Raw genomic sequence first — 26703 nt, 5'->3', positions numbered from 1 at the left:
AGCTGCTAGACAGGCGGCCGAACACATCAAAACGGCGCGGGCGGCGCTTGCCTCATCACCGTTTCGGCGTCTGCACCGACCTCCAAGCAGCTGGCCGCAGCCTCGGCGCCCGTCTTGCAACCCCGGCAATTGGCGAAACCATCGGTGACAGCGTGCCTCTCCCCGCCTCTATACGGGGAGAAGATGGCGGCAGCCAGATGAGGGGCAGCACAAGCGTGCCCGTTACAAACCAACGGCGCGCTTCAGCAGCCGCGCGAGCACGGAATTCTCAGAGCGAACCGAGCTTTCCCAGGTCCTTGGCAACGAGGTAGTAAAAAGTCACTCGATTCTTGGTGTTGTCTGCGGCCATCGCCTTGCAGGTCTTCTCGATCGCAGCATCTGCCTTCGCCGCATCGGCGACGCCGAGCTTCTTGCCGACCCAGTTTTCCCGGACGCGCTCAAGTTCTTTGGGATCGGTACAGGACACCAGCGAGGAATCGCGGTTCCTGAGCGCGATGCCCAGATGCTTGACGATCTTCTCGACAATTTCGGCACTCGCCGTGGCGTCGTATTTCTTCACGTCTGCAAGATAGTCGGCCATCAAAATTCCCCTCGTCGGCGCCACGGATCCGATCGATGAGGGCTGTGGCGCGCTCCGCAACTCGTGCGCTCGGTCGGTAACTCCTCACCGCGGCAAAGCTTCGGTTGAGACCGTTCCCAAGTCAACCCTTCCGCGTTGCATTTTGACACAGGGACAAAGCACCATTGCGGTCTTTCATTTCTGGCGACGGACCCCTATATTCGCTTCGTCGGCTTGACCGACTATGGCGATAAACTGGCGATGAAATAAGCCGTTCGGACCCGGGGGCGGTACCCGGCGCCTCCACCAAAAACCGCTCTGGAAGACGGAGCGGCTTTTGCTGGGGGCGAAATAGGATCGACGAAGGTGTAAAGATCGTACTTTTGCCCGGCATTGTACCACCGTCATCGGGCTAAACTTATAGTTGCCAACGACAACTATGCGGAAGCACGTCTCGCTGCTTAATGCAGTGCGATAGCTTCAAATCAAGCCCTAGGGGTTCGCACTTCTAGGCGGGGTTCGGAGGTACCTGGCAACAGAAACCTCCACTTCTCCCCCTTTTTCATCTGCATCACGCGCAACGGCACGCTCGCGCCGGCCAGACTTCGTTCGGCCCATGGGAGACGACGCAGTGGAGCCGCGTGCCTCCTTCGTCATGGGTAAAAAAATGCAAAACAATTCCGACCGATTCTTCGTGCTGACCGGCGGTCCGGGCTCCGGCAAGACCGCACTGATCGAAGCCTTGCGCCGTGCAGGGTTCGCCACCTCGGTCGAGGCCGGACGCGGCATCATTCGCGACCAGTCCGCCATTGGCGGTCCCGCCTTGCCGTGGAGCGATCGCACGTTGTTCGTCGAATTGATGCTGTCCTGGGAGATGCGCTCCTACCAAGCTGCGATCGAACAGGAAGGACCGGTCTTCTTCGATCGTGGCGTGCCCGACACGCTGGGCTATCTCCGCCTCTGCGGCCTGGCGGTGCCCGATCACGTCGGCATCGCAGCGAAGCGTTGCCGCTACAACCATCGTGTCTTCGTTGCCCCGCCCTGGCCCGAAATCTTCACGCAGGATGAAGAACGCAAGCAAACGCTCGACGAAGCCGAGCGTACCTGTCACGCGCTGGTCGGCGTCTATGCCGAACTCGGTTATGAACTGGTACGGCTGCCCCTGGCGCCTGTCGAGACACGGCTGCGCTTCATGCTGGACGAAACGGGATTGGCATGAAAAAGGCCGGGATCGGCCCGACCTCTTTCAATTTATTGGCGATCGCCTACTCCGCCGGCGCTTCGACAGCCTCGCGCGAACGGCCGAGCGTGATCTTGGCCAGGGTGAAGGAGATCACCGCGCAGAGCGTGATGCCGGCGACCATCGGCAACGGCGTGCCGTCGAAAAAAATGCCCGCGACACCCATGGCGAGCGCACCGATGGCGAAGTGCAGCGTGCCCATCAGCGCCGAAGCCGTGCCCGCGATCTCGCCATGCTCCTCCATGGCCAATACCGAGGTGGTCGGAATGACCAGGCCGAGAAAGCCATAGCCGACGAACAGCAGCGCCGCCATCACATCCAGCCGGTCCACACCGGAAGCCATGACAGCGAACAGTGCCACCATCGTCGTGGCGTAGCCGGTCACCGCCACCCACACCACCCGCTTGAGCCCGAAACGCTCGGAAAGCAGGCCGGTGAGCTGCGACATGCCGATGAAGGCGACGGCATTGATCGAGAAGAACACGCTATAGACCGAAGGCGACAGGCCGTAATGGTCGATCAGGATGAAGGACGAGCTCGACAGATAGACGAAGAAGCTCGCAATGCCGAAGCCCGCGATCGCCACCAGGCCGAGGAAATTGCGGTCCCCCATCAGGAAACGGTAGCCTGAAAGGGCGGTGCCAAAGGAAGAACCGGCGCGTTCTTCAGCCGGCCGCGTCTCCTTGAGCGAGGTCGCGAGCAGGATGGTTGCCAGCACCGCTGCGGCCGTGACGGTCCAGAACACGGCGCGCCAGCCGAAACTCTCGATGATCTGGCTGCCGGTCAGCGGCGCCAGGATCGGCGATACCGAGAATACCAGCATCAGCAACGACATCAGCTTGGCGGCTTCGTTGCCAGTGTGCAGGTCGCGCACGATCGCGCGCGGAATGGCCATGCCGGCGCTGGCGCCAAGGCCCTGCAGGAAACGGAAGGCGATCAGCCATTCGATGGTCGGCGCCAATGCCGAACCGACGCCGCCGACCATGAACAGCGCAAGACCGCCATAGAGCGGCAGCTTGCGTCCGACCATATCGGAGATTGGCCCGACGACGATCTGGCCGAAGCCCATCGACAGGAAAAAGATCAAAAGGCTCATCTGCACGGCTGCGGTGCCGGCGTTGAGATCCGCGCCGATCGAGGGCAATGCGGGCAGATACATATCGATGGCGAAGGGCCCGATGGCGGACAACAGGCCGAGCACGACCGCGATGCGGAGGAATTTGGGACTCATGATGTTGGCTTCTTTCGAATCTGGTTGCCGCCGCAAGGCGACGTCTGACCCCAGGACGTTCGATCCCGTGGGATTCCGACTCTCCGAGAGCGAATTATTCGCCTGTCCAGAGGTGAACCCCTTATACCGTGTCCACAAATTTAGACAGTCTTGTCTAAATCGTCAATCACCTCTATATAGATTTTCATGAGACCGGGCGTTTCTCCTGACAGTTTCCCGCCACGCAGCCACAAGGCCAAGCGCATCTCGGTGGTCGACGCAGCCGCTTCCGTGTTCTGCCGCGAGGGCTTTGCCGGCGCCAATATCGACCTGATCGCCGCCGAGGCGGGTGTCTCGCGCCAGACCGTCTACAACCACCATGGCGACAAGGAAAAGCTCTTCATCGCCGTAGTCCGCGATCTCACCGAGCGCTGCAATGCCGGCATCTTCGCCACCATCGCCACGTTCCCGGACCAGCCGAGGGATCTGGAAGCGGATCTGATCGGCTTTGCCGTGCGCCTGAACCAGAACTGCATCTGCAACCGCGACGGAAAATTCCTGCGCAAGCTGATCCAGACCGAAGGCGAGCGCTACCCCGAACTGTTCGCCGAATGGCGCGAACAGGGTCCTGGCAGGACATGGCCGGCAATCGCCGCCCGCTTCGCCCGCCTTGCCTATGGCGGTTACCTCGCGATCGACGACCCCGACGTCGCGGCGCGGCAGTTCCTCGGCCTCGTCAATGCTGAATTGCAGACGACCTTCATGCTCGGCGGCACCCCGGCCGAGGACGAGGTCGTGCAATCGGCGACAAATGGCGTGCGCACCTTCCTGCGCGCTTTCGGCAAGCGCCCCTCCCCGACCGGCGTCAAGAAACACGCCGCGCTTGCCAACGCGTGACATTTGCGGGTGACGCAAGCCGGCTTCCGCGATCAAATCTCGGCAATCGTCCTCGCTTCCTCGCGGCGGCGGTCTATATGCGGTTTACGCCGCGCTCAAGCTTGATTACAGCTATGCGGACGATTCAACGGAACCCGACCGCCACATGGCCGACGACCACATCCGCTATGACATTCTGGCCCAGGAGGCGTTGCGCGGCGTCATGCGCAAGGTCCTGGCCGAGGTCGCGCGCACCGGCCTCCCCGGCAACCATCATTTCTTCATCACCTTCCTGACCGGCGCGCCGGGCGTGCGCGTGTCTTCGCGGCTGCGCGAGCGCTATCCGGAGCAGATGACCATCGTCATCCAGTTCCAGTATTGGGACCTGAAGGTCACCGAGACCGGTTTCGAGGTCGGGCTCTCCTTCTCGGACGTGCCGGAAAAACTCGAAATCCCGTTCTCGGCGGTGCGCGGCTTCTACGATCCGTCGGTTAACTTCGAACTCGAATTCGACGTCAAGACCGAAGGCCAGTCAGATGACGAGCCAGCTTCCCAGCCGGCGTCCGAACCGCTCGCCATCGTCTCCGAGAAAAAACCGAAGGCTGAGAAGAAGGCCGCCGAACCCGAGAAGAAGGCGGCCGATGCCGATGCCGCCAAGGGCGCCGAAGTCGTCTCGCTCGACGCCTTCCGCAAGAAATAAGCCTTCGGGTCGCGCGTCATGGCCGACATCGTCAATCTGCGCCAGGCTCGCAAGCAGAAGGCAAGGCTGGAGAAGGAACGCACTGCCAGCCAGAACCGCGCCCTGTACGGCCGCTCCGGGGCAGAGAAGGAACGCGACCGCCTGGTTGCCGAAAAGGCCGAGTTCTTCGTCGCGGGCCATCGCCGTCAACCGTCGCCCGATCCGGACCCCAAATGAGCTCCAGGTGAGCCCGGTCGAAAAACGCTCGGTGACGATCCGTGGCCACCGCACCAGCTATTCGCTCGAAAAGCCGTTTTTTGACGACCTTGTCGCCATCGCCGTCGCGCGCAATCTGCCCCTTGCCGCGCTGGTCGCGGAAGTCGACGAAAACCGGCCGCGCGACACCAATCTGTCCTCGGCGCTCCGGATCCATGTACTGGCCTGGGCGAAGCGCGGCCGCGCCTGATGCCGGACGCCGTCAGGCAGCGCCTTCCTGTTTCCCGCGGCGGGTGCCGAACCCCAGCAGGGCCGTGCGATCGCGCTCTTCCGCCTGTTTCCTGGATCTGACGCGCATCAGGTCCTTCCAGCCGACGTAACCGACCAGCGTTCCATCGTCGCGTGCCACGACCGGCAGATGCGACACGTTGGCCATCAGGAGCTTGTCCGACAGGCCTTCCAGATATTCATCGGGATAGGCAAGCGTCACCTTGCTGCCGGCCAGTAATTCGCCGAGCGTCGTCGTCCGGTGCTTGCCGGCACGCCGCCAGCGCAGGATCGCCGGTGGATCGATGAGGCCGAGCACCTGCCTGTTGCCGTCAATGACCGGGAAGCTCGGATGACGCGTCTCCGGCGCGGTCAGGAATGCCGCTGCGCCATGCAGCGTCATCGTCGCCGGCACGCTCTGGACCTGCGTGGTCATCACTTCATGCACCCTGGTCAGCGCGAACGGATCGACCCGGTATTCGCGCACCAGATGATGCCCTCGCCTGGCGATCTTCTCGGTCAGGATGGAACGTTTCATCAAAAGCACCGTCACCGCATGGGCGGCGGCGCAGGCCGCGATCAGCGGCACCAGCACATGCGTGTTGCCGGTCAATTCGACCGCGAAGAAGGTCGCCGTCAGCGGCGCGCGCATCGTGCCACCCATGGTCGCCGCCATCGCCAGCAGCGCCCAGAAGCCGGGATCGGCCGCCGGCAGGAAGCCGGCGAGCACCGCGCCCATCGCGCCGCCCATGATCAGCAGTGGCGCCAGCACGCCGCCCGACGTTCCCGAGCCCAACGCCACGGACCAGATGACGGCTTTCACCACCAACAACAGGAGTGCCGCCGTCGCGATCGTACGGCCGTCCAGCATGCTGGATATGTTGTCGTAGCCGACGCCGAGCGCCTGCGGCTCGATCAAGCCGCCAATGCCGACGACGAGGCCGCCGAGCATCGGCCACCACATCCAGTGGATCGGCAGCTTCTGGAAACCGTCCTCGCAGGCATAGACCATCTGCGTCAGCAAGGCAGACAGGAGGCCGGCGGCAACGCCGATCAGGACCCAGCCGCCAAGACCGGCAAAGGAAATCGCCATGCCGCCCTGAAACGGAAAGATCGGTCCCGGCATGTGCAGCATGGTGCGCTCGACCTCCGCCACGATGGCAGCCACCGCCACCGGAATGAAGCTGCGCGGCGTCCACTCGAACAGAAGCAGTTCCACCGCCAGCATGATGGCGGCGATCGGCGTTCCGAACACGGTGGTCATGCCCGCGGCAGCGCCCGCCACCAGCAGCGTCTTGCGCTCATTGTCGCTGACCGGCAGCATCTGCGCGATCAGCGAGCCGATGGCGCCGCCGGTCATGATGATTGGGCCCTCGGCGCCGAACGGTCCACCGGAGCCGATCGAGATCGCCGACGACAGCGGCTTCAGCACCGCGACCTTGGCGTCCAGCCGCGAGCGCCCGAGCAGGATCGCTTCGATCGCTTCTGGAATGCCGTGGCCACGGATCTTCTCGCTGCCGTAGCGCGCCATCAGGCCGATGATGAGTGCGCCGATCACCGGCACGGCGACGGCGGCATAGCCAAGCGGCGTGTCCTCCAGTTTCAGATCGGCGAGCGTGAATTGACCGAAATAGGCGACGTTGGTGGCGAGCCGGATCAATTTCAGCAGGATGATGCCGGCAAACAGCCCGGCCGTCGCCACCACCACCGCGATGCCCGCGATCAGCAACACCCTGGCGTCGGTGGTGAAATCGCGCAGATGTCCGGGACTGCCCTGTTCGGTCTTCATTGCCTGCCTGCTTTCCGTGGCGTGTCGCTGTTGGAGGATCGGCAAACCGTCAAAACGGCTTTGCCGGCGGCTATGTATCGTAATACGATATAAATATTCAAGCGGGCCTGGCCCGAAATCGTTTGAGCTTTGGCCGGAATGACAACACATGTCTGATATGTCGCATCCGAAAGAACCCCGCCCCGCCATCAGCCAGGCCGACTACCAGCGGCTGTCGGAGTTCCGCTATCTGATCCGCCGCTTCCTGGAATTCAGCCAGCTACAGGCCGAAGACGCCGGTCTGACGCCGCGCCAACATCAGGCACTGCTCGCCATAAAGGGTTTTCCCGGCGGAGGCCCGGTAGCTATCGGCGACCTCGCCGAACGCTTGCGCATCCGCCATCATAGCGCCGTCGAACTGGTCAACCGCCTGTGCGAGGCCGGGCTGATCGTCAGAGATCAGGACAAGGAGGACCAGCGCAAGGTGCTGCTGCAACTGACCGAGCGGGCCGATGCCTGCCTCGCCGACTTGTCGGCCGTGCATCTCGACGAGCTTTCGCGCATCGAACCCATGCTGAGGAGCGTGCTCGCCCGAAAGGACCGCGACACGCTCTAGAGACAAGTTTCGCAACCTAGCTGAATGGAGGCTATGCCATGTACAACATCTGGTTTTCCAAGGCAGTCCCGGTTTCCACAGGCGTTACTGGCGACGTTCGAAATCTGTCCAATGCCGAACAAGCTCTCGACCTTCTCACCAATCACTGGCGCGATGCGGGAAGCATCAAGCATAAGGCTGCGCTGCGGGCGTGCCGGCAGGCCATGAACGGCGGCGTATCGGCCGATACCGCCAGGGATGCTTTTGTCGAAGCCGCGAGGGAAGCGCGCATTCTGGTCGAATAACTGCCGCGCATGGCCTGGGCGTTGTTGGCCCAACCACAGGCCCGACATACCGTCCTCGATCGACGGTGAGCGCACGATGAGATCGCGACAGCCGTCAGCAACGCGCCGTCGTCCATTCAACTTTTGCGAAGCCCGGCTACCATCGGGAAGATGGGACATAAGGGGCCGCATAAAAAAATTCCGGAAACCCCGAATCCTTTGGCTCCGCCGCTTCGTCTCGGACATGAGCGACCTGCAAGGTGCAGGGCCGGCAAAGGAACAGACAAGATGAAACACCATTTGATACGTTACAGGACCAAACCGGAGCTGGTCGACGAGAACGAGCGGCTGGTCAAGGCCGTGTTCCAGGAATTGCGGGATAAATCGCCCGAAGGGTTTCGCTACATGACATGGCGGTCCGGCGACGGTACCTTCTTCCATCTGGTCGAGGCGGCAACCGAGGAGCAGGCCGGCACCCTTCCGGGGCTAGCGGCATTCGCGACTTTTCAGAACGGCATCAGGGATCGCTGCATCGAGCCTCCGCATCGCGAGGCGATGACGGTGGTGGGCAGTTACCGGATGCTGGACCACTAGAGCAGTTCACCGTTTCATGGAAACAGCGAACCGCCCTAACTCTTTGTTTTGACGCAATTCTGGACAGAAAACCGCACACACTTTTCTTGGAATTGCTCTAGGCGCGGTCAAGCGATGTGGAGAACGGCGGGCGTATGAACATCCTCATTCCTGGCGGGCACCGCGCGCTCATCGAACGCCTGCTTGGGGAGTTGCGCCCAAAGCTGCACCGCTATTGCGCGCGCATGACGGGTTCCGTCTTCGACGGCGAGGACGTGTTGCAGGAAGCGCTGGCCAAGGCGTTCGAGGCTTTGCCGAACGCCGGCCAGATCGCAAATCCGGAGGGCTGGCTGTTCCGCATCGCGCACAACACGGCACTCGATTTTCTGCGCCGGCGAGCCCGCGAAAAGGCCTTTTCCGATGAGGATCCGGACATGATCGTCGACCCGGCCAACGCCACCTTCGACCGTCAGGCCGCTGCCGCCGGCCTGCACACCTTCATGCGCCTGCCCGTCGCGCAGCGCAGCAGCGTCATCATGATGGACGTTCTGGGTTATTCGCTGCAAGAGATCAGCGCCGCGCTGGACACCAGCGTCCCGGCCGTCAAGGCGGCGCTGCATCGTGGCCGCGGCCGCTTGCGCCAGCTCGCCGCCGAGCCCGAGGATCGGCCGGTTCCCAGGCTGGGCGTCTCCGAACGCCTGTTGCTCGAAGCCTATATCGATCGCTTCAACGCCCGTGATTTCGACGCCGTGCGCGACATGCTCGCCGATGAAGTTCGCCTGGAGCTGGTGGCCAGGACGCGGTTTGCCGGACCCAAGGAAGTCGCTACCTATTTCCACAACTATTCCCGCCTCCGCGATTGGCGTTTCGTGCCGGGATTCGTCGAGGACAGGCCGGTGGTCCTCGTTCACGACGGCAACGACCCGGCTGCGCGATCAGCCTATTTCATCCTGCTGGTCTGGCAGGAGGGCAAGCTTGCCGCCATCCGCGATTTTCGTCACGCCCGCTACGTCGCCGACAGCGCCGAACTGCTCGTTCTTTGAACGATCGAGGGAAATCCCCTGCCTACTGCCCTACTGCCCTACTGCCCTACTGCCCTACTGCCCTACTGCCCTACTGCCCTACTGCCCTACTGCCCTACTGCAAAGACTTCAGCAAATTGTCGATCGTAGACGGATTGAACTGCGGTTTGGCCGGAGGCGGATTGTCGTTGGCCACCGGCGGCGGCGCCCGTTCCGGGTTCGGCGCCTGCTCGGCGCCCTTGCGCTCTGCTTCCAGCCTTGCCTTCTCCTGCGAGGCGGTCCGCATCGCCTCCTCGGCCTTTGCCTTGGCATCCGCCTCGGCTTTGGCCTTTGCCTCGGCATCCGCTTTGGCCCTGGCCTCTGCTTCGGCCCGCGCCTGAGCTTCCGCCTCGGCTTTCGCCTTGGCGTCGGCCTCGGCCTTCAGCCGCGCCGCCTCCTCCTGCTGTCGCAGCTCCTCGGCCGCCTTGTCGCGCTGGTCCTGCAACGCAGCGTAATAGCGCACCTCGCGCCGCAGCCGCTGCTTCTCCAGCAACGCGGCCTGCATCGCCTCGACCCGCTGCTGCTCCTTCTCGAGCGCGCGCTGGGTCAGGAACTGCGCCAGCGGTTCGCTGTCGAACTGCCGTTTGACGGCGCCGAACGGCCCCTCGACGCTGAAATTCATCGCCGGTTCGGAACCGACGAGCGCTTCGTCGCCGGGCCGGTAGGTGACCGCGCCCTTGGCGGAGACCGTATCGGCATTGAGGTCCGCCGTGATGTCGGCGGACAAGGTCGCCGAAGGATTTTCGAGGCTGATCGGCGGCGCTCGCAGCGTGCCACCTGCAATGGTGAAGGCGATGTCGGTATCCTTTGCCGCGAAACTGCCATCTGCCGCGATAGCGGGCGCGAAGCCGGCGGTCTTGGCTGCATCGATATCGCGGCCGATCGCGTCCGCCTTGGCGAGGAAGGTGCTGAACGCATTGGGATTGACGCCGGCGACCGTGACGCCCTTCAGCGCCGCCGTGCCCGAACCCGACAGAGCGGCAACCATCGCGTCGACCGATTTGCCGCTTGTCGAAAACGCCGCGGAGATATCCCCCTTGCCGCCGATGCCGGCATCCGGCAGCAAGGCTGGCAGATCGGCGTCCGCGAGCTTCATCTGGCCGGTGAAAAGCCCAGTGCCGTCATTGTTTTTCAATTCGAACAGGCCGGTCAGCGCACCGCCAAGGAATTTCGCCTTGAGATCGGACACGCGGATGCCTTCCTGGTCGAGCTTCAGCGACAAGGCCGCGTCATAGGCGGTCGCGAATGGCCCTGCGGCAAGGGAAGCCGTGGTCAAGTCGAGATCGGCCGTGAATGGAAGGCTGGATTTCTGGCTGAACGGGGCCGACGGCCACACACCGCCGTTGTTGTCTCCGCTCTTGTCCGTGAACGCGGAATCGCCGAACAGCGCCACCGCCATCGGGTCGAGATCAAGTTCGTCGAGCGCCAGCGAGCCGGCCAGATGCGGCACGCCATCTTTGCCGTCAATCCCCTCCTTGACGTCGATGTTCACGTCACCCGACACCGCAGCTTCGTTGATGGCGGCGTGGAGGCCGGAGAGCACCAGTAGGCCGTTGCCGTAATCGGCCTGCGCGGTGAGCGACGTCGACGTGCCTGTCCCCATGCCCGGCAGGCCTATGCCCGATGTCATCAGCCAGGGCTCGATGTCGGCCGTATCGAGGCTGACCTTGCCCTTCGCGACCGGACCTTGCGGCGTGTCGGCTACGGTGCCGTCGAAACCGGCGTTGAAGTCGTTGCCGGCAAGGCTGAAGCTCGTCGCCAGGCCGCCGCCCAGCGTGCCCTTGGCCTGGATGTCGGTGCTTGCCTCGCCGAGCATGCCGAGCGGCAGTGCCGGCAAGCCGTAAAGTGCCAGCAGCGCTGTGGCGTCGGGGTTCCTGGCATTGAAGGTCAGCGCCACAGGCGCTTCAAGAAGCTTGTCGACCGCTCCCTTCCCCGACAGCGAGGCGGAAAAGGACGATCCGCCGGCCTTGCCTTGCCCGCTCACAGCAAGCCCTGTTGTGCCGTCGCCATTGTCGGCAGCACTCACCACAAGATCGACGCGCGAGTCCTGGAACAGGTCGGGATAAGCAGCGGCGCGGCTTGCCAGTCCCTTGAGCACGGCATTGTCGGCATAGTGCTGCGCCGCCACGTCTATCAGCGGCTTCAGGTCGACGGCGACCACGGAGGCGTCAAGCTTGCCGGTCGGGCTCGCTGGGAAATCCTTGATCCGGCCTGTGGCGCTGATCGACGCGCCAGCCAGCCCGCCCACCGACAGCCGGTCGATCTCAAGCAGCCCGTCGCGCAGCCTGAGCGCGGTGTCGACCGTGTCGGCGGTCAAGCCTCCGGCACTGACCGGTCCCGCCTTGATCTGGAAATCGAGGTCGCGGTCGGCAAATCGGTTGGCGCCCTTGTCACTGATGAAGATCGAAGCGAAGGCCGCTAGCCCGTCGACATCGAGATCGCCGCCTTCCAGCCGCATCAGCACCGAGGGCCTGGCGTCGTCGGGCTGGCTGGAATCGATGCGGCCGGAAAACATCGCTTTGCCCAGGACCAGTTCGAGATCGCTGAAGGCCTGGCGCTTTTCGGAGAGATCGACTTTAGCCCGGAAGCCGGCGGCGGGCAGACGCCGGATCGCCTCGTCGACGTCCTTGGACAACCAGGCAGCGAAGCCGGAAGGCTGCGCCACCGCCAGCAGCAGCGAACCGGTGAAGCCGAAATGGTTCTCGACGCTGAGCAGGCCGTCGGCCTCCAGCGTGGCGCGGCCGGGCAGTGTCGCGGCGAGCGATTTCACCGACCAGCCGCCATCGACCGGCTCGGCGGAAAGATGAACGTCGCGAACCGTGGTGTCACCGGCCACCACGGCCGGCAACCTGACCTCGACCGTTCCGGGAATGGTCGGCTTGGGCAGGTCGAGCAAAGCCTGTTCCAGTCCGGCAATGCGCTGATCCAGTGTCAGGCCGGCGCCTGCCGCACCCACGGCCTCGTCGAACTGCACCTGCGCGCCATTGGCCTCGATGGCGAAGCTCGGCTTCTGGCCGAGATCGATCGAGGCCTTGCCGTCGGCGGTATAGGGATTGTCGAGGGGTCCGGTCTCGAAGCGGAATTCATCGATGCCGAGCTTCTGGTGATCGAGCGCGAACTTGCCGTTAACCCGAAAGCCGGGATTGGACTTGCCGGTGCCGACCTTCACCGTCTCGCCATCGGTGCCCCGCAACTGGGCTGAGTTCTTATCGGCGCCGGAAATCTTGAACTGTCCGGAGTAGATGGCGGCGCCGTTGACGATGCCGGCATTGCCGTCGGTTTCGATGACCAGCGGATACGCGTCGGGATCGGCCTTGAGCCGAAACCGCATCTGGCCGTTGGCTTCGGCCTTGCCGGTAGTGGCGGCAACCGTCGTGCGCAGGCCGTCGAACCTCAACGTGCCATCCATGCGCCACGGGCCCGCCAGCGATTTGGCCGAAATGGTCGAATTGATCTCGGACATGGTGTGGCTGCGTCCGCCGGCGGCATGACGCAGCTCGATCTGCCCTTCCGTCACCGTCAGCTTCTCGATCGAGATCTGGTTGAGGTTGAAGGGCGAGGACGGCCGCATCGCCCAGTCGACGGTGCCATTGGCGGCGATGTCGATCGTCGCTTTCGGCCGCACCAGCCGCATGTCGAAAATCAGCACCTCGCCACGCAGGAACGGCGCCAGTTCCGCATCCATCGAAAACGTCTCGACGGTCATCGCCGGCTGGCCGGCGGGGCCGCCGGCAACGGCGACATTGGAGAAGGTTACCGACGGAAACGGCAACAAGCGCGCCGTGGCGTCGCCCTGCACGGTCACCTTGCGGCCGAGAATGGCGCTCGCTTCGCGCTCGAACTGCGCCCGATAGCCGGACCAGTCGACAAAATACGGCCCCACCAGCGCCGCGCACAGCACCAGCACGAACAGGCCACCAAAGATCACGAACAGGCGTGCGAGCATCAGTTCCGAACGGTTTGGTTGAAATCAGCCGCACTCTACCTGCATCCGCGTGTCGATAAAGAGGCAATTCGATCGTCGTCGGCGACAACCATGGACGGCGTTCGATGTTGCGCGGTCGCTCTTGATCGCGATACCTTGCTTTGGGCGTCCTCGCCCTGTTCCGGTCGCGGCGTTTTCCGATCCGGGATCGTCTGAAACAATCCTGGAAAAGCGGAGAATTGGGGATGTCGGGGAAGAACTGGGACCGTGTGCCGATCGATGCGCAGAGCGTCGACGCGCCGCTTTCGCAATCAGCGATTTTCCTTGTCGTCACCATAGCCGATGAACAGGCGGTTCTCGGAAAGGTTTGTTCCGTACTCGGCGACCTTGACGACCTGGTCAAGACTGTCGGGTTTCGCGACCTCGGCGGCCGCCTGTCCTGCATCGCCGGCATCGGCCACGATCTATGGAACCGGCTCAACCCCGGCCGGCGGCCGGCGGAGTTGAAGCGGTTCACGCCGATCAAGGGTGCGGTTCACGCCGCGCCCACGACGCCGGGCGACCTTCTCTTCCATATCCGCTCCGAGCGGCCAGACATGTGCTTCGAGTTCGAGCGTATCCTGCTGGACAGGCTTGGTGCCGGCGTGACCGTCGTCGACGAAGTCTCGGGGTTTCGTTATTTCGATGCCCGCGACCTGCTCGGTTTCGTCGACGGCACAGCCAACCCCACCGGCCTCGATCTGCCCGCCTCGGCGCTCGTTGGCGACGAAGATCCCGATTTTGCCGGCGGCAGCTATGTCGTCGTTCAAAAATACCTGCACGATCTCCAAGCGTGGGCGCGAATCCCCACGCCCGTGCAGGAGGCGATCATCGGCCGAACCAAGATCGACAACATCGAAATCGATGATGACGAAGCGCCGCGCAAATCGCACAAGTCGCTCGCCACCATCGAGGATGCCGACGGCACCGAACATGACATATTGCGCGACAACATGCCGTTCGGCCGGCCGGGGCAACGGGAATTCGGCACCTACTTCATCGGCTATTCGAGATATCTCTGGGTGATCGAGAAGATGCTGCAGCGCATGTATGTCGGCGACCCGCCCGGCGCCTACGACCGGCTGCTTGATTTCTCCACCCCTCACACCGGCACGACATTCTTCGCACCGACACGGCCGATGCTGCAGGTGCTTGCCGAGGCAGCGCCAGAGAAGTTGGCCACTCGGTAAACGACGCACACAGCAAAGCGGCCTACCGACCACGTGCCGGCGGAGAAGCGTTTGTCGTGCTTCGGCGTGCTGCGGAGATCAGCACGCGATCATCGGCGTCATCAGTGCGAATTCAACGCGCGTCGCGCTTTGCCTGCGCCACCTTGGCCGCTTTGCGTTGTCGGCCGAGCTCAGCCGGCCGAACCAGATTCGGCGTCCTCTGGTTTGCCACCGCTCGCATGCCCTTGTGCGCAGTGCGCGCGTTGAACGCTGGACCATCCGTCGGTGCTTTCTGCTTCAGGGCCAGCGCCTTGCGCGCGCTGTCGACCAATGAGACGCGCGCCGTCAACTGGCGGCGCCGTTCGGCCTCGCCATTCAACCGCCGCATGGCCGTCGCCAGCATCGCAAGCTTCAACTGAGAGCCGCCATCGGCCTTTGAAGCGACAGCCCCTTTCGGTGTGCCCTTGCCCCGGATTTCGCGCCGGCGTCGATGCGCCTCGGTCTGCGCCTTGTCGCGCCGCTCCCGAAGGCGTTTGACGAGGCCGGACAGATCGGCGTCAGAAAGGTCCTGGACCGCCGGATGGTGCGATTTTTCCACCAGCTCGTGTTCGTCGGCACTCAGCGCGCGCGCTTCTTCCTTGCGTGAAATCGCCATGACACCACTCCTCCGCTTGGGTTGCCCGTCTTCTGGGCCTTCAGCACACGGAGTCTCGGCCCGATTGGAGGTGGGGTCAAGACGAGCCGATCACGGCGTCTACTCGGCAGCCGGCAGGATCTTGCCCGGGTTCATGATATCGAGCGGATCGAGCGCCTGCTTGATCGTGCGCATGATGTCGACGCCGTGGCCGAGCTCATGGCGCAGGAAGCCGATCTTGCCTTGGCCGATGCCGTGCTCGCCGGTGCAGGTGCCCTCCATGGCGATGGCCCGCATGTTGAGCCGCGCCACGAACTTTTCCGACAGCGCGATTTCCTTCGGGTCGTTCACGTCCATCAGCACCAGGACGTGGAAATTGCCGTCGCCGGCATGGCCGACGATCGGCGCGACAAGCCCCATTTCGGCGATATCGGCCTCGGTTTCGGTGACGCATTCGGCAAAACGCGAGATCGGAACGCAGACGTCGGTCGACAGGCCCTTGGCGCCTGGCCGCAGCGTCAGCGACGACCAATAGGCGTCATGTCTGGCCTTCCAAAGTTTGGTGCGCTCCTCGGCGACACTGGTCCACAGGAACGGTCCGCCGCCATTCTCCTCGGCGATCATGCCGAAGGTCTCGGCCTGCTCGGCAACGCCGGCATCACTGCCATGGAATTCGACGAACAGGCACGGGCTTTCGGGATAGTCGAGCTTGGAATATGTCTTCATCGCCCGCATCTGCAGCGCGTTGACCAGTTCGATGCGCGCCACCGGAATGCCCATCTGGATCGTCGCGATGACGGCGTTGCAAGCCGCTTCGACGCTCGGAAACGGGCAGACACCACCGGAAATCGCCTGCGGAATCCCTTGCAGCCTCAAGGTCAGCGAGGTGATGATGCCGAGCGTGCCTTCCGAGCCGACCAGCAGCCGTGTCAGGTCGTAGCCGGCCGAGCTTTTTTTTGCCCGCTTGCCAGTGGTCACCGCCTCGCCATCGGCCATGACGGCCGTCAGCGACAGCACGTTCTCGCGCATCGTGCCGTAGCGCACCGCGTTGGTGCCTGAGGCCCGTGTCGCAGCCATGCCGCCCAGCGAGGCATTGGCGCCGGGATCGATTGGAAAAAACAGGCCGGTGTCGCGCAGATGCCGGTTGAGATCCTCGCGAGTCACCCCGGGCTCGACCGTGCAGTCGAGATCCTGCGGATTGACCGATAGGATCCGGTTCATCCGCGAAGTGTCGACCGAGATGCCGCCGCCCGGCGCGTTGGTGTGGCCTTCGAGCGACGAGCCGACGCCGAAGGCGATCACCGGCACGCGGTGCGCGGCGCAGGCGCGCACGATCTCCTGTACCTCGGCGGTCGTTTCCGGGAAGACGACGCCGTCCGGTGCCTGCGTCGGGATGTAGGTTGTCGTATGCGCATGCTGGGAGCGAACCGCCTGGCCGGTCTGAAAGCGCTCGCCAAACCGCTGCTTGAGGATGCCGAGCACGGCGGCGATGCCTTCTTCGTTGCGCTCGACCGGATTGAGGTCGCTCAGGGCCATGAATTCCTCCGCGAATGGACCAGTGTCCATGCTTGTCATGCATTTATGGATGATGCCTAACGCAATTCCAGGAAAAGTGTGAAGCGGTTTTCCCGGGAAAAGCGCCTAGCGCTTTCCCTGGGGAATTGTATCAAAGAGGCGGTCCGACGTTTCCGTGGAACGATGAACCGCTCTTACAACCACGCTCTGTCCAGCACCAGAACAAGGAAGTTGCCATGCCGATCCCCGCCCCTTTTGTTTCTCAGCCAATGGCTATCGAGAAGGACTGGATCGATTATAACGGCCATCTCAACATGGCCTACTACAACGTCCTGTTCGACCGCTGTTCGGATGAAGCCTTCGAGGCGATGGGCATGGGGCTGGATTATGTCAAGAACCGTCGCCTCACCATCTACACCGCCGAAGTCCATGTCTGCTACGTGCAGGAACTGCATCTCGACCACAAGGTCACGGTCTCCTTCCAGCTCATCGACCATGACGAGAAGCGGCTGCGGTTCTACCAGGAAATCCGCCATGCCGACGGCTGGCTCGCCGCCACGTCCGAGCAGCTTGCACTGCATGTCGACATGTCCGGCCCCAAGGTAGCCCCCTTTCCCGCCGACGTGCTGGCCAAGATCGAAGCGATGCGCGCCGCTCACTCAGCCTTGCCGATGCCCGAGCGCGCCGGCCGCTCGATCGGCATCAAACGCAAGACGGATTGAACCAGCTCGGGGCCCGCGTTAACCTTACCGAGGTTTTAACGGGAACAAGCCGATTGGACCGTTGCGCGACTCAGCGGGCCGTTCGAAAACGATCCGCATCGAAGTAGCGACACGGGCGGCGGGGCATAGCCGATTCGGGGGACGTGCATGAAAACCGATATCAAAGTCGAGGTGGACAGGCTCGCCGCCGATCCGCGCATTACCGACTATGATTTCTGGCGCTCGCTGAAGAACGTCAACAACGAGATCTTCCACATCGCCAACAACAATGAGCCGATCCCCTTCGACATGATCCGCTGGCGCGTCATCCTTAAGCAGGCCCGCATGAAGCGCGGCCACGCCTGACGCTGCGGGTAGAGCGGCCACTTCCGTTGACGACATTCCAGGGGTTTGACCTCAACCCTGTCGCCTGATCGCCGCCAGCGGCGAGCGCGCCACCACCGGCGATGACTGGATGATCGCCGTGTTGGTCATCGCGTAGGGAATGATGCGGTCGATCACCCGTTCGAGTTCGGCCATTGAGCCGACATGCGCGAGCGCGATGAAACAGTCCTCGCCGGTTACCCGGTCGCATTGCGTGATCTCGGGTAGGTCGCGGATGATCTCGGCCACGACGGCGAGCTGCCCCGGCACCGGCCTGATGCGCAGCCATGCCGACAGGTTCAGACCAAGCGCCGCCGGATTGATCCGCACGCAATAGGCTTCGATGACGCCGCTCTCCTGAAGCTGCTTGATGCGCTCGGACACGCTCGGCGCCGACAGGCCGACGGCGCGTGCCAGCTCGGCCGTGCTGGCGCGCGCATCTTTTTCCAGCAGGCGCAGGATCTTCAGATCGACCGCATCGAGGTCGAGATTTTCGTTTCGAAGGCGCTTCATCAAAAACTCCTTGCATCCGGAAAGCGACCGAGGTCCCTGAACGACCACTACCCATATCAGACGGAAAAAATACCTGCGATACTGATCCGATGAACGATCGGACGCAAGTCCAAACCTCGCCCACAGGTGCGGCCTTTACCAGCCTGCCGACATCGCTGCCGCCGCATGTCTGGTTCTGCGTCAGCGCCGTGTTCCACTATCTCGGCCCTGCCTTCGCCGTGCTTTTGTTTGCGCAGATCAGCGTGCTTGGCATGGCCTGGCTGCGCATCGCCACCGCCGCGTTGATCTTCGCGCCGCTGACGCGTCCGTGGCGAACCTTCGCCCAGGCCGATCGGTCGACACGGCTGCTGCTGCTCGCCTTCGGCGTCTGTCTGGCAGTGATGAACTGCTCCTTCTATCTGGCGCTCGACCGCCTGCCGATTTCGCTGGTGGCCGCGATCGAATTCGTCGGCACCATCGGCGTCGCGCTGGTCGGTCTCCGAAGCGCGCGCAATCTCGCTGCCCTTGCCGTCGCCGTGGCCGGCACCTTGCTGCTGATCGACGTCAAATGGTCCAGCGATCCCATCGGCCTGTTCTGGGCCTTCCTCAACGGCGCGCTGTTTGTGGGCTATATCGTGCTTGGCCACCGCGTCGCCGCTTCAGGCGCCGGCGGCGGCATTGCCGGGCTCGGCGCCGCCATGGCCGTGGCCTTCCTGGTCGTGCTGCCGATCGGCCTCACCGACGCGTTGCCCGCCTTTTTCTCCGCGCCGCTGCTGCTGGCGGCCATCGGCGTCGGCATCTGCTCCTCGGTCATCCCCTATATCTGCGACCAGCTCGCCATGGCGCGGCTGCCGCGGTCGAGCTTCGCGCTGATGCTGTCGCTGCTGCCAGTCACCGCGACGCTGATCGGCATTCTCGTGCTGCGCCAGATCCCCGGCATCAGCGACTGCATCGGTATTGCGCTGGTGGTGGCCGGCGTCGCCTTGCATAGGCCTGCGAGCACGCAGTAGATCCTCCGCTAAGCCAGTTTCTCCTTCAGGAAGGCGACGGTCCGGCCCCAGGCGAGATCAGCCGCCTTCTTGTCATAGCGCGCTGCCGAAGTGTCATTGTTGAAGGCGTGATTGGCGCCTTCATAGACATAGACCGTGTATTCGACATGCGCGGCATCGAGTTCCTTCTTGAAGGCGTCGATGCCGGCATTGGTCCGTTCGTCCAATCCGGCATAGTGCAGCAGCAGCGCCGCCTTTATCTTGGAAACGTCCGCGGCCTTCGGCTGCATGCCGTAATAGGCGACACTTGCCGCCAGATCAGGCGCGTTCACGGCGAGCATGTTGGCCGTGCCGCCGCCCCAGCAGAAACCGACGACACCGACCTTGCCGTTGCCGTCCTTGTCGGCCTTGAGGAAAGCCACCGTCGCGACGCCATTGGCGACGGTCTGCGCCGGATCCAGCTTGGTGAACATGTCGCGCGCCTTGTCCTCGTCGGCGGGCGTCTCGCCGAGCGGCGACAGGAAATCCGGAGCGAGCGCCACGAAGCCCTCCAGCGCCACGCGCCGGGCGACGTCGCGTATATGCGGGTTGAGCCCCCTGTTTTCGTGGATGACGATGACGGTGCCGAGCTTGCCCGCCTGGTCCGCCGGCTTGACCAGATAGCCCTTCATCTCGCCGCCGGCGCCGGGATAGGTGATGTCCTGGCCTTTCACGCGGGGATCGTTCTCGGCGACGATGGCCGCTTGGGCAGAGTTGGCAGCCAGCATCGGCGCGATCGCCGCGGCCGCCGCCCCGGATCCCGCAAGCCGGGTCAGTTGCTCCATGAAGCGGCGGCGATCGAGTGTCAGATGCGTGTATTCGTCATAGGCGTCGATCATCGCCTGGGTGATCCCAGGCTTTGCTGGTCTGGCGGCTGCTTTGGTCATGGCGCATTCCTCGGCTTCAGGCTTCAACACCGGAGCTAGATAGGGGCGCGGCCGGCCCGGTCCAGCCTGGATGAGCGCAGCGGCAAGCATCGGCCGCAGCCAGTGAAGCCGGCAACGCCGGCGCCCGCCCCATCACTTTTTGGTCATCGCCGATAAATCCTGCCGGCACTGCCACAATGGTAAGGGAAGCTGCGTGCTACCGATGCCCGTCCCATCCCGTCCCGACCAGAAGGACACCCGCCGATGATCGTGCCTATCCTCACCAGCGCGTTCGTCCTTGCCCTGGCTGCCGCTCAGGCATTACGCTTCCGGCTTGTGGACGCAGGCAGGCGGTCGATGATCGAGCTTCGCATCGGCCGGGACCGCCGCCCGGACCCGAAATCCCAAATTTGAGGTGAGACCATGAACGTCCAGGATATCGTCAACACCGTCTCGCAAAAGGCGGGCCTCGACCAGGCAACGACCGAGAAAGTCGTCGGCACCATCTTCTCGGTGCTGGAGCACGAGGCGGAAGGCACCAAGGTTTCGGGTTTCTTCGCCAAGATTCCCGGCGCCGATGATCTCGCCCGCCAATACGACGTCATGGCCGCCGGCGCGGCCGGCGGTGGTGGCCTGCTGTCGTCGCTGCAAGGCGCGCTGGGCGGTGTTCTCGGCGAAAAGGCCGGCGCACTGATCAACGGCGTCGCCGCGCTCAAGGCTTCCGGCCTCGACATGGCGCAGATCAGGCAGGCCGGCGCCACGCTGATCCAGCAGGCCGAAGCCGCCGCCGGGCCTGACCTCACCAATGAAGTGCTCGGCTCGGTGCCAAGCCTGAAGAGCCATCTCGGAATCAGCTAGGGCGCGATCCTGCGGGACCGAACCCGTTCCTTACTTCGGCAGTGCGTATGCCATTACATAATCGCCGGGCTTGGTGCCGACCGAGCCATGGCCGCCGGCGACGATGACCACGAACTGGCGCCCGTCAGCCACCGTGTAGGTCATCGGCGTCGATTGCCCGCCGGCTGGCAGGCGCGCCTGCCAGAGCTGCCTGCCTGAGGTCAGGTCGTAGGCGCGCAGGTAGTCGTCGACCGCGGCGCCGAGGAAAGCCACCCCGCCGGCGGTGATCATCGGCCCGCCAATGCCGGGCACGCCGACCTTCAGCGGCAAAGGCAGCGGCGTCATGTCATAGACCGTGCCGTTCCTGTGCTTGTAGACGATCTGTCCGGTCCTGAGGTCGGCTCCGGCGACATAGCCCCATGGCGGCGCCTGGCACGGAATGCCGAGCGGCGACAGGAACGGTCCCATCACCACCGCATAAGGAGCGCCGTCATTTCGGTTCAGCCCCTGCTCGCTGCCCTTGGCGTCGCCTGGCGGCGGCACGTCCGCGCGGGGCACAAGCCTGGAGGTGAAGGCGAGATAGGTCGGCATGCCGAACAGCACCTGCCGGACCGGATCGACCGCCACGCCGCCCCAGTTGAAGACGCCGAAATTGCCGGGATAGACCAGCGTGCCCTGCAGCGATGGCGGCGTGTAGCGGCCCTCATAGCGCAGCCTGTGCAACGCAATCCGGCACGCCAGCTGGTCGAACATGGTGATGCCCCACATGTCGGCATCGGTCAGCGGCGGCGGATTGAAGGAAAGGTCCGACACCGGCTGCGTGGGCGATGTGTGGTCGCCTTCGATGGCGCCGCCGGGCGCCGGCACTTCCTTGACCGGGATGACCGGCTCGCCGGTGCGCCGGTCGAGCACGTAGAGGTCGCCCTGCTTGGTCGGCCCGACCAGCGCCGGCACGACCGTTCCGTCGGTCTTGGTGATGTCGACAAGGCTCGGCTGCGCCGGCACATCCATGTCCCACAGGTCATGGTGCACGGTCTGGCGCACCCATTTCAATTGCCCCGTATTGAGGTCGAGCGCGGTGATCGAGGAGGAGAATTTCTCGACATTGGCGCTGCGGCCGGCGCCGAGCTGGTCCGGCGTCTGGTTGCCGAGCGGTATGTAGAGCAGGCCGAGCTTTTCGTCGGCACTCGGCGTCGACCACATGTTGGGCGAATTGGCGGTGTAGGTCTGGCCTGCCGCCAGCGGCGTGGTCTGCTCGGGATTGCCGGAATCCCAGTTCCAGATCAGCGCGCCCGTGGAGGCATCGAAGGCGCGGATGACGCCGGAGGGCTCCTGCGTGGAATAATTGTCGTTGACGGCGCCGCCGACGATGATCTTGTCGCCTGATATCAGCGGCGCCGATGTCGAATAGTAATAGCCGGACTTGGGATAAGGCATGCCGGTCAGAAGGTTCAGCGTACCGCCTTCGGCAAACGCCTGACAGACCTGACCGTTGGCGGCGTCGAGCGCGATCAGCCGCGCATCCGAAGTCGGCAGGTAGACACGCGCGGCGCAAGGCTGCCCGGCACCGATCTTGGCATCGGCGTAATACGAGACGCCGCGGCAGGTCTGGTGCTGGCGGTCCTTGTCGAGCTTGACCTGGGGATCGTAGCGCCACTTCTCCTTGCCCGTGGCGGCGTCGATGGCGATGGCGAAATTGTGCGGCGTGCAGATGTAGAGCGTATCGGCGATCTTCAGCGGCGTCACCTGATAGGTGGTCTCACCGACGTCGTCGGGACCTTTCACATCGCCGGTGCGATAAGTCCAGGCCGGCTGCAGGTTGGCGACGTTCTCCGGCGTGATCTGGTCGAGCGGCGAATAGCGCTGGCCATAGGGCGTACGGCCGTAGAAGTGCCATTCGCCGGCAGGTATGTCGCCGCCGAGATCGGCCGCCGGGGTCACCTTGTCGGTGTCGAGATTGCCGGCAATATCCTTGGGATCGGTCGTCATTGAATAGCCGGCGACCGCCAGCGACGCCAACACGGCGAGAATGAGCGGCGCGCGGCCATCGGGACCAACAAGGCCCCGCCTCGCCCACGGCGTCAGCAGCCACAACGCGACGAGCACGATGATGCCGCCGCGCGGCCCGAGTTCCCACCAGTCGAAGCCGATTTCCCAGACCGCCCAGGCAAGCGTGCCCAGCACGATCGCGGCGTAGAGCCAGAGCGCGGTGGATCTGCGCCGGTAGAGCAGCCATGCGGCGATGAGGAAGGCGATGCCTGATATGATGTAGTACCAGCTGCCTCCCAGTGAAGCCAACCAGATGCCGCCGGCGCCAAGCGCGAGGCCGATGAGGAGGAGAATGAGGGAGGTGATGGTGACAGCCAAGATGATACTCCTTCGACTGTTGCGCGCCTCGAGGCGGCCGTGGGCAACAGGATCCCCTCCCTGCCCTTTGCGCAGCTTTCCCTCACCCGCCCTGCCTGTCAAGCAGGCCGGAAACAATCAGGGGTGGAACAAAACGTAGACAGTTCTGGTCTTTCTCCGCCGAATCACTACATTCGGGGGCGATGTCCGGCTTTTCCGAAGACATGCCCTTTTTCGATGAACCCGATGCGCGGCCCACCGCCCCGTCGGGCATCGCCGCGCGCGCCATGGCTGCCCGCAGCGGCCACAACAACGCGCCCGACTATCTCAAGGGGTTGAACCCCGAGCAGCGGCTGGCGGTGGAAACCACCGAAGGTCCCGTTCTGGTGCTGGCCGGCGCCGGCACCGGCAAGACGCGCGTCTTGACCACCCGCATCGCCCACATCCTGGCGACCGGAAAAGCCTTTCCCTCGCAGATCCTGGCCGTGACCTTCACCAACAAGGCCGCGCGCGAGATGAAGCAGCGCATAGGCATCCTGATCGGCGAAGGCAATGTCGAGGGCATGCCCTGGCTCGGTACCTTCCACTCGATCGGCGTCAAGCTCCTGCGCAGGCACGCCGAGCTTGCCGGGCTGAAATCCGACTTCACCATCCTCGACACCGACGACGTCGTGCGGCTGATCAAGCAATTGATCCAGGCCGAGGGCCTCGACGACAAGCGCTGGCCGGCCAAGCAGTTCGCGCAGATGATCGACGGCTGGAAGAACAAGGGGCAAGGCCCGGCCGATATCGCCGAGGGCGATGCGCGCAGTTTCGCCAACGGCAAGGGCCGCGAGCTCTACAAGGCCTATCAGGAGCGCCTGCAGACGCTGAACGCCTGCGATTTCGGCGATCTGCTCTGCCACCCTATCCGCATCTTCCGCGCCAATCCGGACGTGCTGAAGGAGTATCACAAGCGGTTCAGATACATCCTGGTCGACGAGTACCAGGACACCAACACCGCGCAATACATGTGGCTGCGGCTCCTGGCACAGCGGCCAAATAGCGGGCGTAGCGCGACGTCTACGGATTTGCATTCGGCCGAAGGCCGCAAGCCCGACCGGGCGTCCGAGCCTTCGCGAGGCCCCTCCCGCGACGCCGAAGGCGCGCAGAAAAGAGGGGTCGGGCCCGCGCCGGCAGGCGCGGAACAGCCCGTGAGCGAAAACAAAGTAAACATCTGCTGCGTCGGCGACGACGACCAGTCGATCTATGGCTGGCGCGGCGCGGAGGTCGACAACATCCTGCGCTTCGACAAGGATTTTCCCGGCGCCACCATCATCCGGCTGGAGCGCAATTATCGTTCCACCGCGCATATCCTCGGCGCCGCTTCGCACCTCATCGCCCACAATGAAGGCCGCTTCGGCAAGACGCTGTTCACCGATCGCGACGATCCCGAGGACGGCAAGGTCAACGTCCACGCCGCCTGGGATTCCGAGGAGGAAGCACGCGCTGTCGGCGAGACCATCGAGGCTTATCAGCGCCAGAAGCACAATCTCAACGACATGGCGATCCTGGTGCGGGCGTCCTTCCAGATGCGCGAGTTCGAGGACCGCTTCGTCACGCTCGGTCTCAACTACCGCGTCATTGGCGGCCCGCGCTTCTATGAGCGCATGGAGATCCGCGACGCGCTTGCCTTCTTCCGCGTCGTCGCGCAAGGCGCCGACGATCTCGCCTTCGAGCGCATCGTCAATGTGCCCAAGCGCGGCCTCGGCGAAACCACCATCCGTCAGATCCACGACACGGCCCGCGCGCTGCGTGTACCGATGCTGGAAGCCGCTGCCAAGCTCGCCGAGAGCGATGAATTGAAGCCCAAGCCGCGCGCCGCATTGCGCGAGGTCGCCGCCAATTTCGAACGCTGGCAGAAGGCGCTGGAAACCACGCCGCATACTGAGCTCGCCGAGACCATCCTGGAAGAGAGCGGCTACACCGACATGTGGAAGAACGACCGTTCGGTCGAGGCGCCTGGCCGGCTGGAAAACCTCAAGGAGCTGATCCGCTCCATGGAGGAGTACGAATCGCTGCGCTCCTTCCTCGAACATGTCGCTTTGGTCATGGATGCCGAACAGAACGCCGAACTCGACGCCGTTAACATCATGACGCTGCATTCGGCCAAAGGCCTCGAGTTCGAGACCGTTTTTCTCCCGGGTTGGGAGGAAGGCCTGTTCCCGCACCAGCGCGCGCTGGACGAAGGCGGCCGTTCCGGCCTGGAGGAAGAGCGCCGGCTGGCCTATGTCGGCGTGACCCGCGCCAAGAAGAACCTGCACATCTGGTTCGTCTCCAACCGCCGCATCCACGGCCTGTGGCAATCGACGATTCCCTCCCGCTTCCTCGACGAACTGCCTGAAACCCATGTCGAAGTCGCCGAAAGCGGCAACTCCTATGGCGGCTACGGCAATTCCTATGGCGGCGGCTCGTTCGCTTCCGGCCGAGGCGGCCAGGGGGCAGGAAGACAGAACCCCTATGGCGCCTCGCGGTTCGACAATGTCGGCGCCGAAAAATCCGGCGCCTTCTCCAACAGCTACGCCACGCCGGGCTGGCAGCGGGCGCAGCAGAACCGCACCGAGGCGACCGATCGCAACTGGGGCTCGCGCTCCGGCCACCAGGTCGAGCGCATCGGCTATGGCGAGACCGACAGCGGCTACGGCGCCGGCCGCACCTCGATCAAGGGCCGCACCATCGACGGCGAACTGGTCGCCAAATCCGTCGCCGACACACCGTCTCCGTTCAACGTCGGCGACCGCGTCTTCCACCAGAAATTCGGCAACGGCAACATCGCGGCCATCGAGGGCAACAAGCTGACCATCGACTTCGACAAAGCCGGCCAGAAACGCGTGCTGGACGGATTTGTCGCGGCGGTGTGAGAAAAATGGACACTGGCTCGGGTAAGGAGCTGGCCGAAAAATCCTGAGGTTTTCTTGTGAAAATCGAAGTAGATTTTGATGCTAATTATATTTGCGATTTCACAGCTAAAATTGATTGGAATCAATTCCAATAGCGTGGACGTCCGGAGTGAAAGGAACTTTCGGTAACCACCCGGACCGGACCGCTCAATCCACCTTCTTCTCGCCCGCCTCGCCAGCCTTGACGATATCGCCGGTGATGAACAGGATTTCCTTCAGTTCCGCGCGCCAGTCCTGCTTCCGACGCAGCAGGAATTCGAGGTCCATGCCGAAATGCTTGAACTCCTCGCCTTGCGCGTTCTTCATGATGGCGCGGGCCTGCGGGTCCTTCTCCACCGACATGCGCTGTTCATACCAGGAGATCGCTTCCGCTTCCTCGATCAGCGAGGTGATCATGCGGGCGAAGGTTCGCACCTCCTGCGACAATTCTTCGGGCGGTTCGTGGTACTGCTCGAAACCCATGTGGTCGTCCTCCCTCAATGGCTCGCAATGCGAGCAGG

Annotated in this window: 26 protein-coding genes and 1 other RNA gene; 17 read left to right on the top strand and 10 right to left on the bottom strand. The window is 63.6% G+C overall.

The window, feature by feature from the left end; genetic code table 11:
- Nucleotides 1-268: 268 nt before the first annotated feature.
- On the bottom strand, nt 269-580 hold the full coding sequence (locus LB547_RS00665) for a DUF2853 family protein (protein WP_140559546.1): 312 nt from the start codon (nt 578-580) through the stop codon (nt 269-271).
- 168 nt (nt 581-748) lie between these two features.
- Here LB547_RS00665 and ssrA point away from each other — a divergent pair.
- Nucleotides 749-1109: a transfer-messenger RNA gene (gene ssrA, locus LB547_RS00660) on the top strand.
- A gap of 117 nt (nt 1110-1226) precedes the next feature.
- Nucleotides 1227-1778, top strand: coding sequence for an AAA family ATPase (locus LB547_RS00655; RefSeq protein WP_140761155.1), 552 nt, complete (start codon nt 1227-1229; stop codon nt 1776-1778).
- Between the two features lie 46 nt (nt 1779-1824).
- Here the strand turns inward: LB547_RS00655 and LB547_RS00650 are convergent, their stop codons facing one another.
- Nucleotides 1825-3030, bottom strand: coding sequence for a multidrug effflux MFS transporter (locus LB547_RS00650; protein ID WP_140516527.1), 1206 nt, complete (start codon nt 3028-3030; stop codon nt 1825-1827).
- Between the two features lie 186 nt (nt 3031-3216).
- Between LB547_RS00650 and LB547_RS00645 the strand changes: the two genes are divergently transcribed.
- From LB547_RS00645 to LB547_RS00630, 4 genes are all read left to right on the top strand, one after another.
- A complete protein-coding gene (locus LB547_RS00645; RefSeq protein WP_140761158.1) occupies nt 3217-3906 on the top strand; it encodes a TetR/AcrR family transcriptional regulator in 690 nt (229 codons plus the stop codon).
- Between the two features lie 145 nt (nt 3907-4051).
- The gene (locus tag LB547_RS00640) at nt 4052-4585 is read left to right on the top strand and encodes an SspB family protein (protein ID WP_140495312.1); all 534 of its coding nucleotides are present in this window, start codon (nt 4052-4054) and stop codon (nt 4583-4585) included.
- An 18-nt stretch (nt 4586-4603) separates the two neighbouring features.
- Nucleotides 4604-4801 carry a DUF4169 family protein gene (locus tag LB547_RS00635; RefSeq protein ID WP_140495310.1) on the top strand — a complete coding sequence of 66 codons (198 nt, stop codon included), beginning with the start codon at nt 4604-4606 and terminating at the stop codon, nt 4799-4801.
- A 7-nt stretch (nt 4802-4808) separates the two neighbouring features.
- Complete coding sequence (locus tag LB547_RS00630) at nt 4809-5030, top strand: ribbon-helix-helix domain-containing protein (protein ID WP_140516531.1); 222 nt, start codon at nt 4809-4811, stop codon at nt 5028-5030.
- 12 nt (nt 5031-5042) lie between these two features.
- Here LB547_RS00630 and LB547_RS00625 read toward each other — a convergent pair whose 3' ends face one another.
- Nucleotides 5043-6836, bottom strand: coding sequence for a chloride channel protein (locus tag LB547_RS00625; RefSeq protein WP_140664693.1), 1794 nt, complete (start codon nt 6834-6836; stop codon nt 5043-5045).
- Nucleotides 6837-6984: 148 nt separating this feature from the next.
- Between LB547_RS00625 and LB547_RS00620 the strand changes: the two genes are divergently transcribed.
- From LB547_RS00620 to LB547_RS00605, 4 genes are all read left to right on the top strand, one after another.
- Complete coding sequence (locus LB547_RS00620; protein ID WP_140495304.1) at nt 6985-7431, top strand: MarR family winged helix-turn-helix transcriptional regulator; 447 nt, start codon at nt 6985-6987, stop codon at nt 7429-7431.
- 38 nt (nt 7432-7469) lie between these two features.
- Entirely contained in the window at nt 7470-7715 is a 246-nt protein-coding gene (locus LB547_RS00615) for a DUF982 domain-containing protein (protein ID WP_140495302.1), read from the top strand.
- A gap of 267 nt (nt 7716-7982) precedes the next feature.
- Nucleotides 7983-8288: a hypothetical protein gene (locus tag LB547_RS00610; protein WP_140495300.1), complete on the top strand. Its 306-nt coding sequence runs from the start codon at nt 7983-7985 to the stop codon at nt 8286-8288.
- 134 nt (nt 8289-8422) lie between these two features.
- On the top strand, nt 8423-9310 hold the full coding sequence (locus LB547_RS00605) for a sigma-70 family RNA polymerase sigma factor (RefSeq protein WP_140761161.1): 888 nt from the start codon (nt 8423-8425) through the stop codon (nt 9308-9310).
- A gap of 94 nt (nt 9311-9404) precedes the next feature.
- Here LB547_RS00605 and LB547_RS00600 read toward each other — a convergent pair whose 3' ends face one another.
- The gene (locus tag LB547_RS00600) at nt 9405-13274 is read right to left on the bottom strand and encodes an AsmA family protein (protein ID WP_140761164.1); all 3870 of its coding nucleotides are present in this window, start codon (nt 13272-13274) and stop codon (nt 9405-9407) included.
- A 224-nt stretch (nt 13275-13498) separates the two neighbouring features.
- Here LB547_RS00600 and LB547_RS00595 point away from each other — a divergent pair, with 224 nt between their 5' ends.
- Entirely contained in the window at nt 13499-14482 is a 984-nt protein-coding gene (locus LB547_RS00595) for a Dyp-type peroxidase (protein ID WP_140495294.1), read from the top strand.
- Nucleotides 14483-14594: 112 nt separating this feature from the next.
- Here the strand turns inward: LB547_RS00595 and LB547_RS00590 are convergent, their stop codons facing one another.
- A complete protein-coding gene (locus LB547_RS00590; RefSeq protein ID WP_140495292.1) occupies nt 14595-15116 on the bottom strand; it encodes a hypothetical protein in 522 nt (173 codons plus the stop codon).
- A gap of 99 nt (nt 15117-15215) precedes the next feature.
- The gene (locus LB547_RS00585) at nt 15216-16631 is read right to left on the bottom strand and encodes an FAD-binding oxidoreductase (protein ID WP_140521185.1); all 1416 of its coding nucleotides are present in this window, start codon (nt 16629-16631) and stop codon (nt 15216-15218) included.
- A 215-nt stretch (nt 16632-16846) separates the two neighbouring features.
- Here LB547_RS00585 and LB547_RS00580 point away from each other — a divergent pair, with 215 nt between their 5' ends.
- Nucleotides 16847-17332: a thioesterase family protein gene (locus LB547_RS00580; RefSeq protein ID WP_140761167.1), complete on the top strand. Its 486-nt coding sequence runs from the start codon at nt 16847-16849 to the stop codon at nt 17330-17332.
- Nucleotides 17333-17479: 147 nt separating this feature from the next.
- Entirely contained in the window at nt 17480-17677 is a 198-nt protein-coding gene (locus LB547_RS00575; protein ID WP_140495286.1) for a hypothetical protein, read from the top strand.
- Between the two features lie 51 nt (nt 17678-17728).
- On the opposite strand, the gene LB547_RS00570 is transcribed toward LB547_RS00575, so the two are convergent.
- On the bottom strand, nt 17729-18208 hold the full coding sequence (locus LB547_RS00570; RefSeq protein WP_140761171.1) for an Lrp/AsnC family transcriptional regulator: 480 nt from the start codon (nt 18206-18208) through the stop codon (nt 17729-17731).
- An 89-nt stretch (nt 18209-18297) separates the two neighbouring features.
- Here LB547_RS00570 and LB547_RS00565 point away from each other — a divergent pair, with 89 nt between their 5' ends.
- Nucleotides 18298-19197, top strand: coding sequence for an EamA family transporter (locus LB547_RS00565; protein WP_140623152.1), 900 nt, complete (start codon nt 18298-18300; stop codon nt 19195-19197).
- An 8-nt stretch (nt 19198-19205) separates the two neighbouring features.
- On the opposite strand, the gene LB547_RS00560 is transcribed toward LB547_RS00565, so the two are convergent.
- Nucleotides 19206-20102 (bottom strand): dienelactone hydrolase family protein, encoded by an 897-nt coding sequence (locus LB547_RS00560; RefSeq protein ID WP_140761176.1) that lies wholly within the window; start codon nt 20100-20102, stop codon nt 19206-19208.
- Between the two features lie 243 nt (nt 20103-20345).
- Here LB547_RS00560 and LB547_RS00555 point away from each other — a divergent pair, with 243 nt between their 5' ends.
- On the top strand, nt 20346-20495 hold the full coding sequence (locus LB547_RS00555; protein WP_181165306.1) for a hypothetical protein: 150 nt from the start codon (nt 20346-20348) through the stop codon (nt 20493-20495).
- 9 nt (nt 20496-20504) lie between these two features.
- Nucleotides 20505-20939: a hypothetical protein gene (locus tag LB547_RS00550; protein ID WP_140516555.1), complete on the top strand. Its 435-nt coding sequence runs from the start codon at nt 20505-20507 to the stop codon at nt 20937-20939.
- A 30-nt stretch (nt 20940-20969) separates the two neighbouring features.
- Here LB547_RS00550 and LB547_RS00545 read toward each other — a convergent pair whose 3' ends face one another.
- On the bottom strand, nt 20970-23285 hold the full coding sequence (locus LB547_RS00545; protein ID WP_140761181.1) for a glucose/quinate/shikimate family membrane-bound PQQ-dependent dehydrogenase: 2316 nt from the start codon (nt 23283-23285) through the stop codon (nt 20970-20972).
- A 182-nt stretch (nt 23286-23467) separates the two neighbouring features.
- Here LB547_RS00545 and LB547_RS00540 point away from each other — a divergent pair, with 182 nt between their 5' ends.
- A complete protein-coding gene (locus LB547_RS00540; RefSeq protein ID WP_140761185.1) occupies nt 23468-26164 on the top strand; it encodes an ATP-dependent helicase in 2697 nt (898 codons plus the stop codon).
- A gap of 186 nt (nt 26165-26350) precedes the next feature.
- Here LB547_RS00540 and LB547_RS00535 read toward each other — a convergent pair whose 3' ends face one another.
- Nucleotides 26351-26665 carry a hypothetical protein gene (locus LB547_RS00535; protein WP_140761189.1) on the bottom strand — a complete coding sequence of 105 codons (315 nt, stop codon included), beginning with the start codon at nt 26663-26665 and terminating at the stop codon, nt 26351-26353.
- Nucleotides 26666-26703 lie beyond the last annotated feature (38 nt).

It is taken from the genome of Mesorhizobium sp. B264B1B (assembly GCF_020165765.1).
In the GTDB taxonomy this organism is placed as follows: domain Bacteria; phylum Pseudomonadota; class Alphaproteobacteria; order Rhizobiales; family Rhizobiaceae; genus Mesorhizobium.
The sequence above is the reverse complement of the archived record's forward strand: the minus strand, read 5'-3'. Positions and strand labels throughout refer to the sequence as shown.

What these genes read in the sequence shown, in the direction of transcription:
- LB547_RS00665 (WP_140559546.1), bottom strand. Translation starts at nt 580, where the DNA reads ATGGCCGACTATCTTGCAGACGTGAAGAAATACGACGCCACGGCGAGT.
- LB547_RS00655 (WP_140761155.1), top strand. Translation starts at nt 1,227, where the DNA reads ATGCAAAACAATTCCGACCGATTCTTCGTGCTGACCGGCGGTCCGGGC.
- LB547_RS00650 (WP_140516527.1), bottom strand. Translation starts at nt 3,030, where the DNA reads ATGAGTCCCAAATTCCTCCGCATCGCGGTCGTGCTCGGCCTGTTGTCC.
- LB547_RS00645 (WP_140761158.1), top strand. Translation starts at nt 3,217, where the DNA reads ATGAGACCGGGCGTTTCTCCTGACAGTTTCCCGCCACGCAGCCACAAG.
- LB547_RS00640 (WP_140495312.1), top strand. Translation starts at nt 4,052, where the DNA reads ATGGCCGACGACCACATCCGCTATGACATTCTGGCCCAGGAGGCGTTG.
- LB547_RS00635 (WP_140495310.1), top strand. Translation starts at nt 4,604, where the DNA reads ATGGCCGACATCGTCAATCTGCGCCAGGCTCGCAAGCAGAAGGCAAGG.
- LB547_RS00625 (WP_140664693.1), bottom strand. Translation starts at nt 6,836, where the DNA reads ATGAAGACCGAACAGGGCAGTCCCGGACATCTGCGCGATTTCACCACC.
- LB547_RS00620 (WP_140495304.1), top strand. Translation starts at nt 6,985, where the DNA reads ATGTCTGATATGTCGCATCCGAAAGAACCCCGCCCCGCCATCAGCCAG.
- LB547_RS00615 (WP_140495302.1), top strand. Translation starts at nt 7,470, where the DNA reads ATGTACAACATCTGGTTTTCCAAGGCAGTCCCGGTTTCCACAGGCGTT.
- LB547_RS00610 (WP_140495300.1), top strand. Translation starts at nt 7,983, where the DNA reads ATGAAACACCATTTGATACGTTACAGGACCAAACCGGAGCTGGTCGAC.
- LB547_RS00605 (WP_140761161.1), top strand. Translation starts at nt 8,423, where the DNA reads ATGAACATCCTCATTCCTGGCGGGCACCGCGCGCTCATCGAACGCCTG.
- LB547_RS00600 (WP_140761164.1), bottom strand. Translation starts at nt 13,274, where the DNA reads ATGCTCGCACGCCTGTTCGTGATCTTTGGTGGCCTGTTCGTGCTGGTG.
- LB547_RS00595 (WP_140495294.1), top strand. Translation starts at nt 13,499, where the DNA reads ATGTCGGGGAAGAACTGGGACCGTGTGCCGATCGATGCGCAGAGCGTC.
- LB547_RS00590 (WP_140495292.1), bottom strand. Translation starts at nt 15,116, where the DNA reads ATGGCGATTTCACGCAAGGAAGAAGCGCGCGCGCTGAGTGCCGACGAA.
- LB547_RS00585 (WP_140521185.1), bottom strand. Translation starts at nt 16,631, where the DNA reads ATGGCCCTGAGCGACCTCAATCCGGTCGAGCGCAACGAAGAAGGCATC.
- LB547_RS00580 (WP_140761167.1), top strand. Translation starts at nt 16,847, where the DNA reads ATGCCGATCCCCGCCCCTTTTGTTTCTCAGCCAATGGCTATCGAGAAG.
- LB547_RS00575 (WP_140495286.1), top strand. Translation starts at nt 17,480, where the DNA reads ATGAAAACCGATATCAAAGTCGAGGTGGACAGGCTCGCCGCCGATCCG.
- LB547_RS00570 (WP_140761171.1), bottom strand. Translation starts at nt 18,208, where the DNA reads ATGAAGCGCCTTCGAAACGAAAATCTCGACCTCGATGCGGTCGATCTG.
- LB547_RS00565 (WP_140623152.1), top strand. Translation starts at nt 18,298, where the DNA reads ATGAACGATCGGACGCAAGTCCAAACCTCGCCCACAGGTGCGGCCTTT.
- LB547_RS00560 (WP_140761176.1), bottom strand. Translation starts at nt 20,102, where the DNA reads ATGACCAAAGCAGCCGCCAGACCAGCAAAGCCTGGGATCACCCAGGCG.
- LB547_RS00555 (WP_181165306.1), top strand. Translation starts at nt 20,346, where the DNA reads ATGATCGTGCCTATCCTCACCAGCGCGTTCGTCCTTGCCCTGGCTGCC.
- LB547_RS00550 (WP_140516555.1), top strand. Translation starts at nt 20,505, where the DNA reads ATGAACGTCCAGGATATCGTCAACACCGTCTCGCAAAAGGCGGGCCTC.
- LB547_RS00540 (WP_140761185.1), top strand. Translation starts at nt 23,468, where the DNA reads ATGTCCGGCTTTTCCGAAGACATGCCCTTTTTCGATGAACCCGATGCG.
- LB547_RS00535 (WP_140761189.1), bottom strand. Translation starts at nt 26,665, where the DNA reads ATGGGTTTCGAGCAGTACCACGAACCGCCCGAAGAATTGTCGCAGGAG.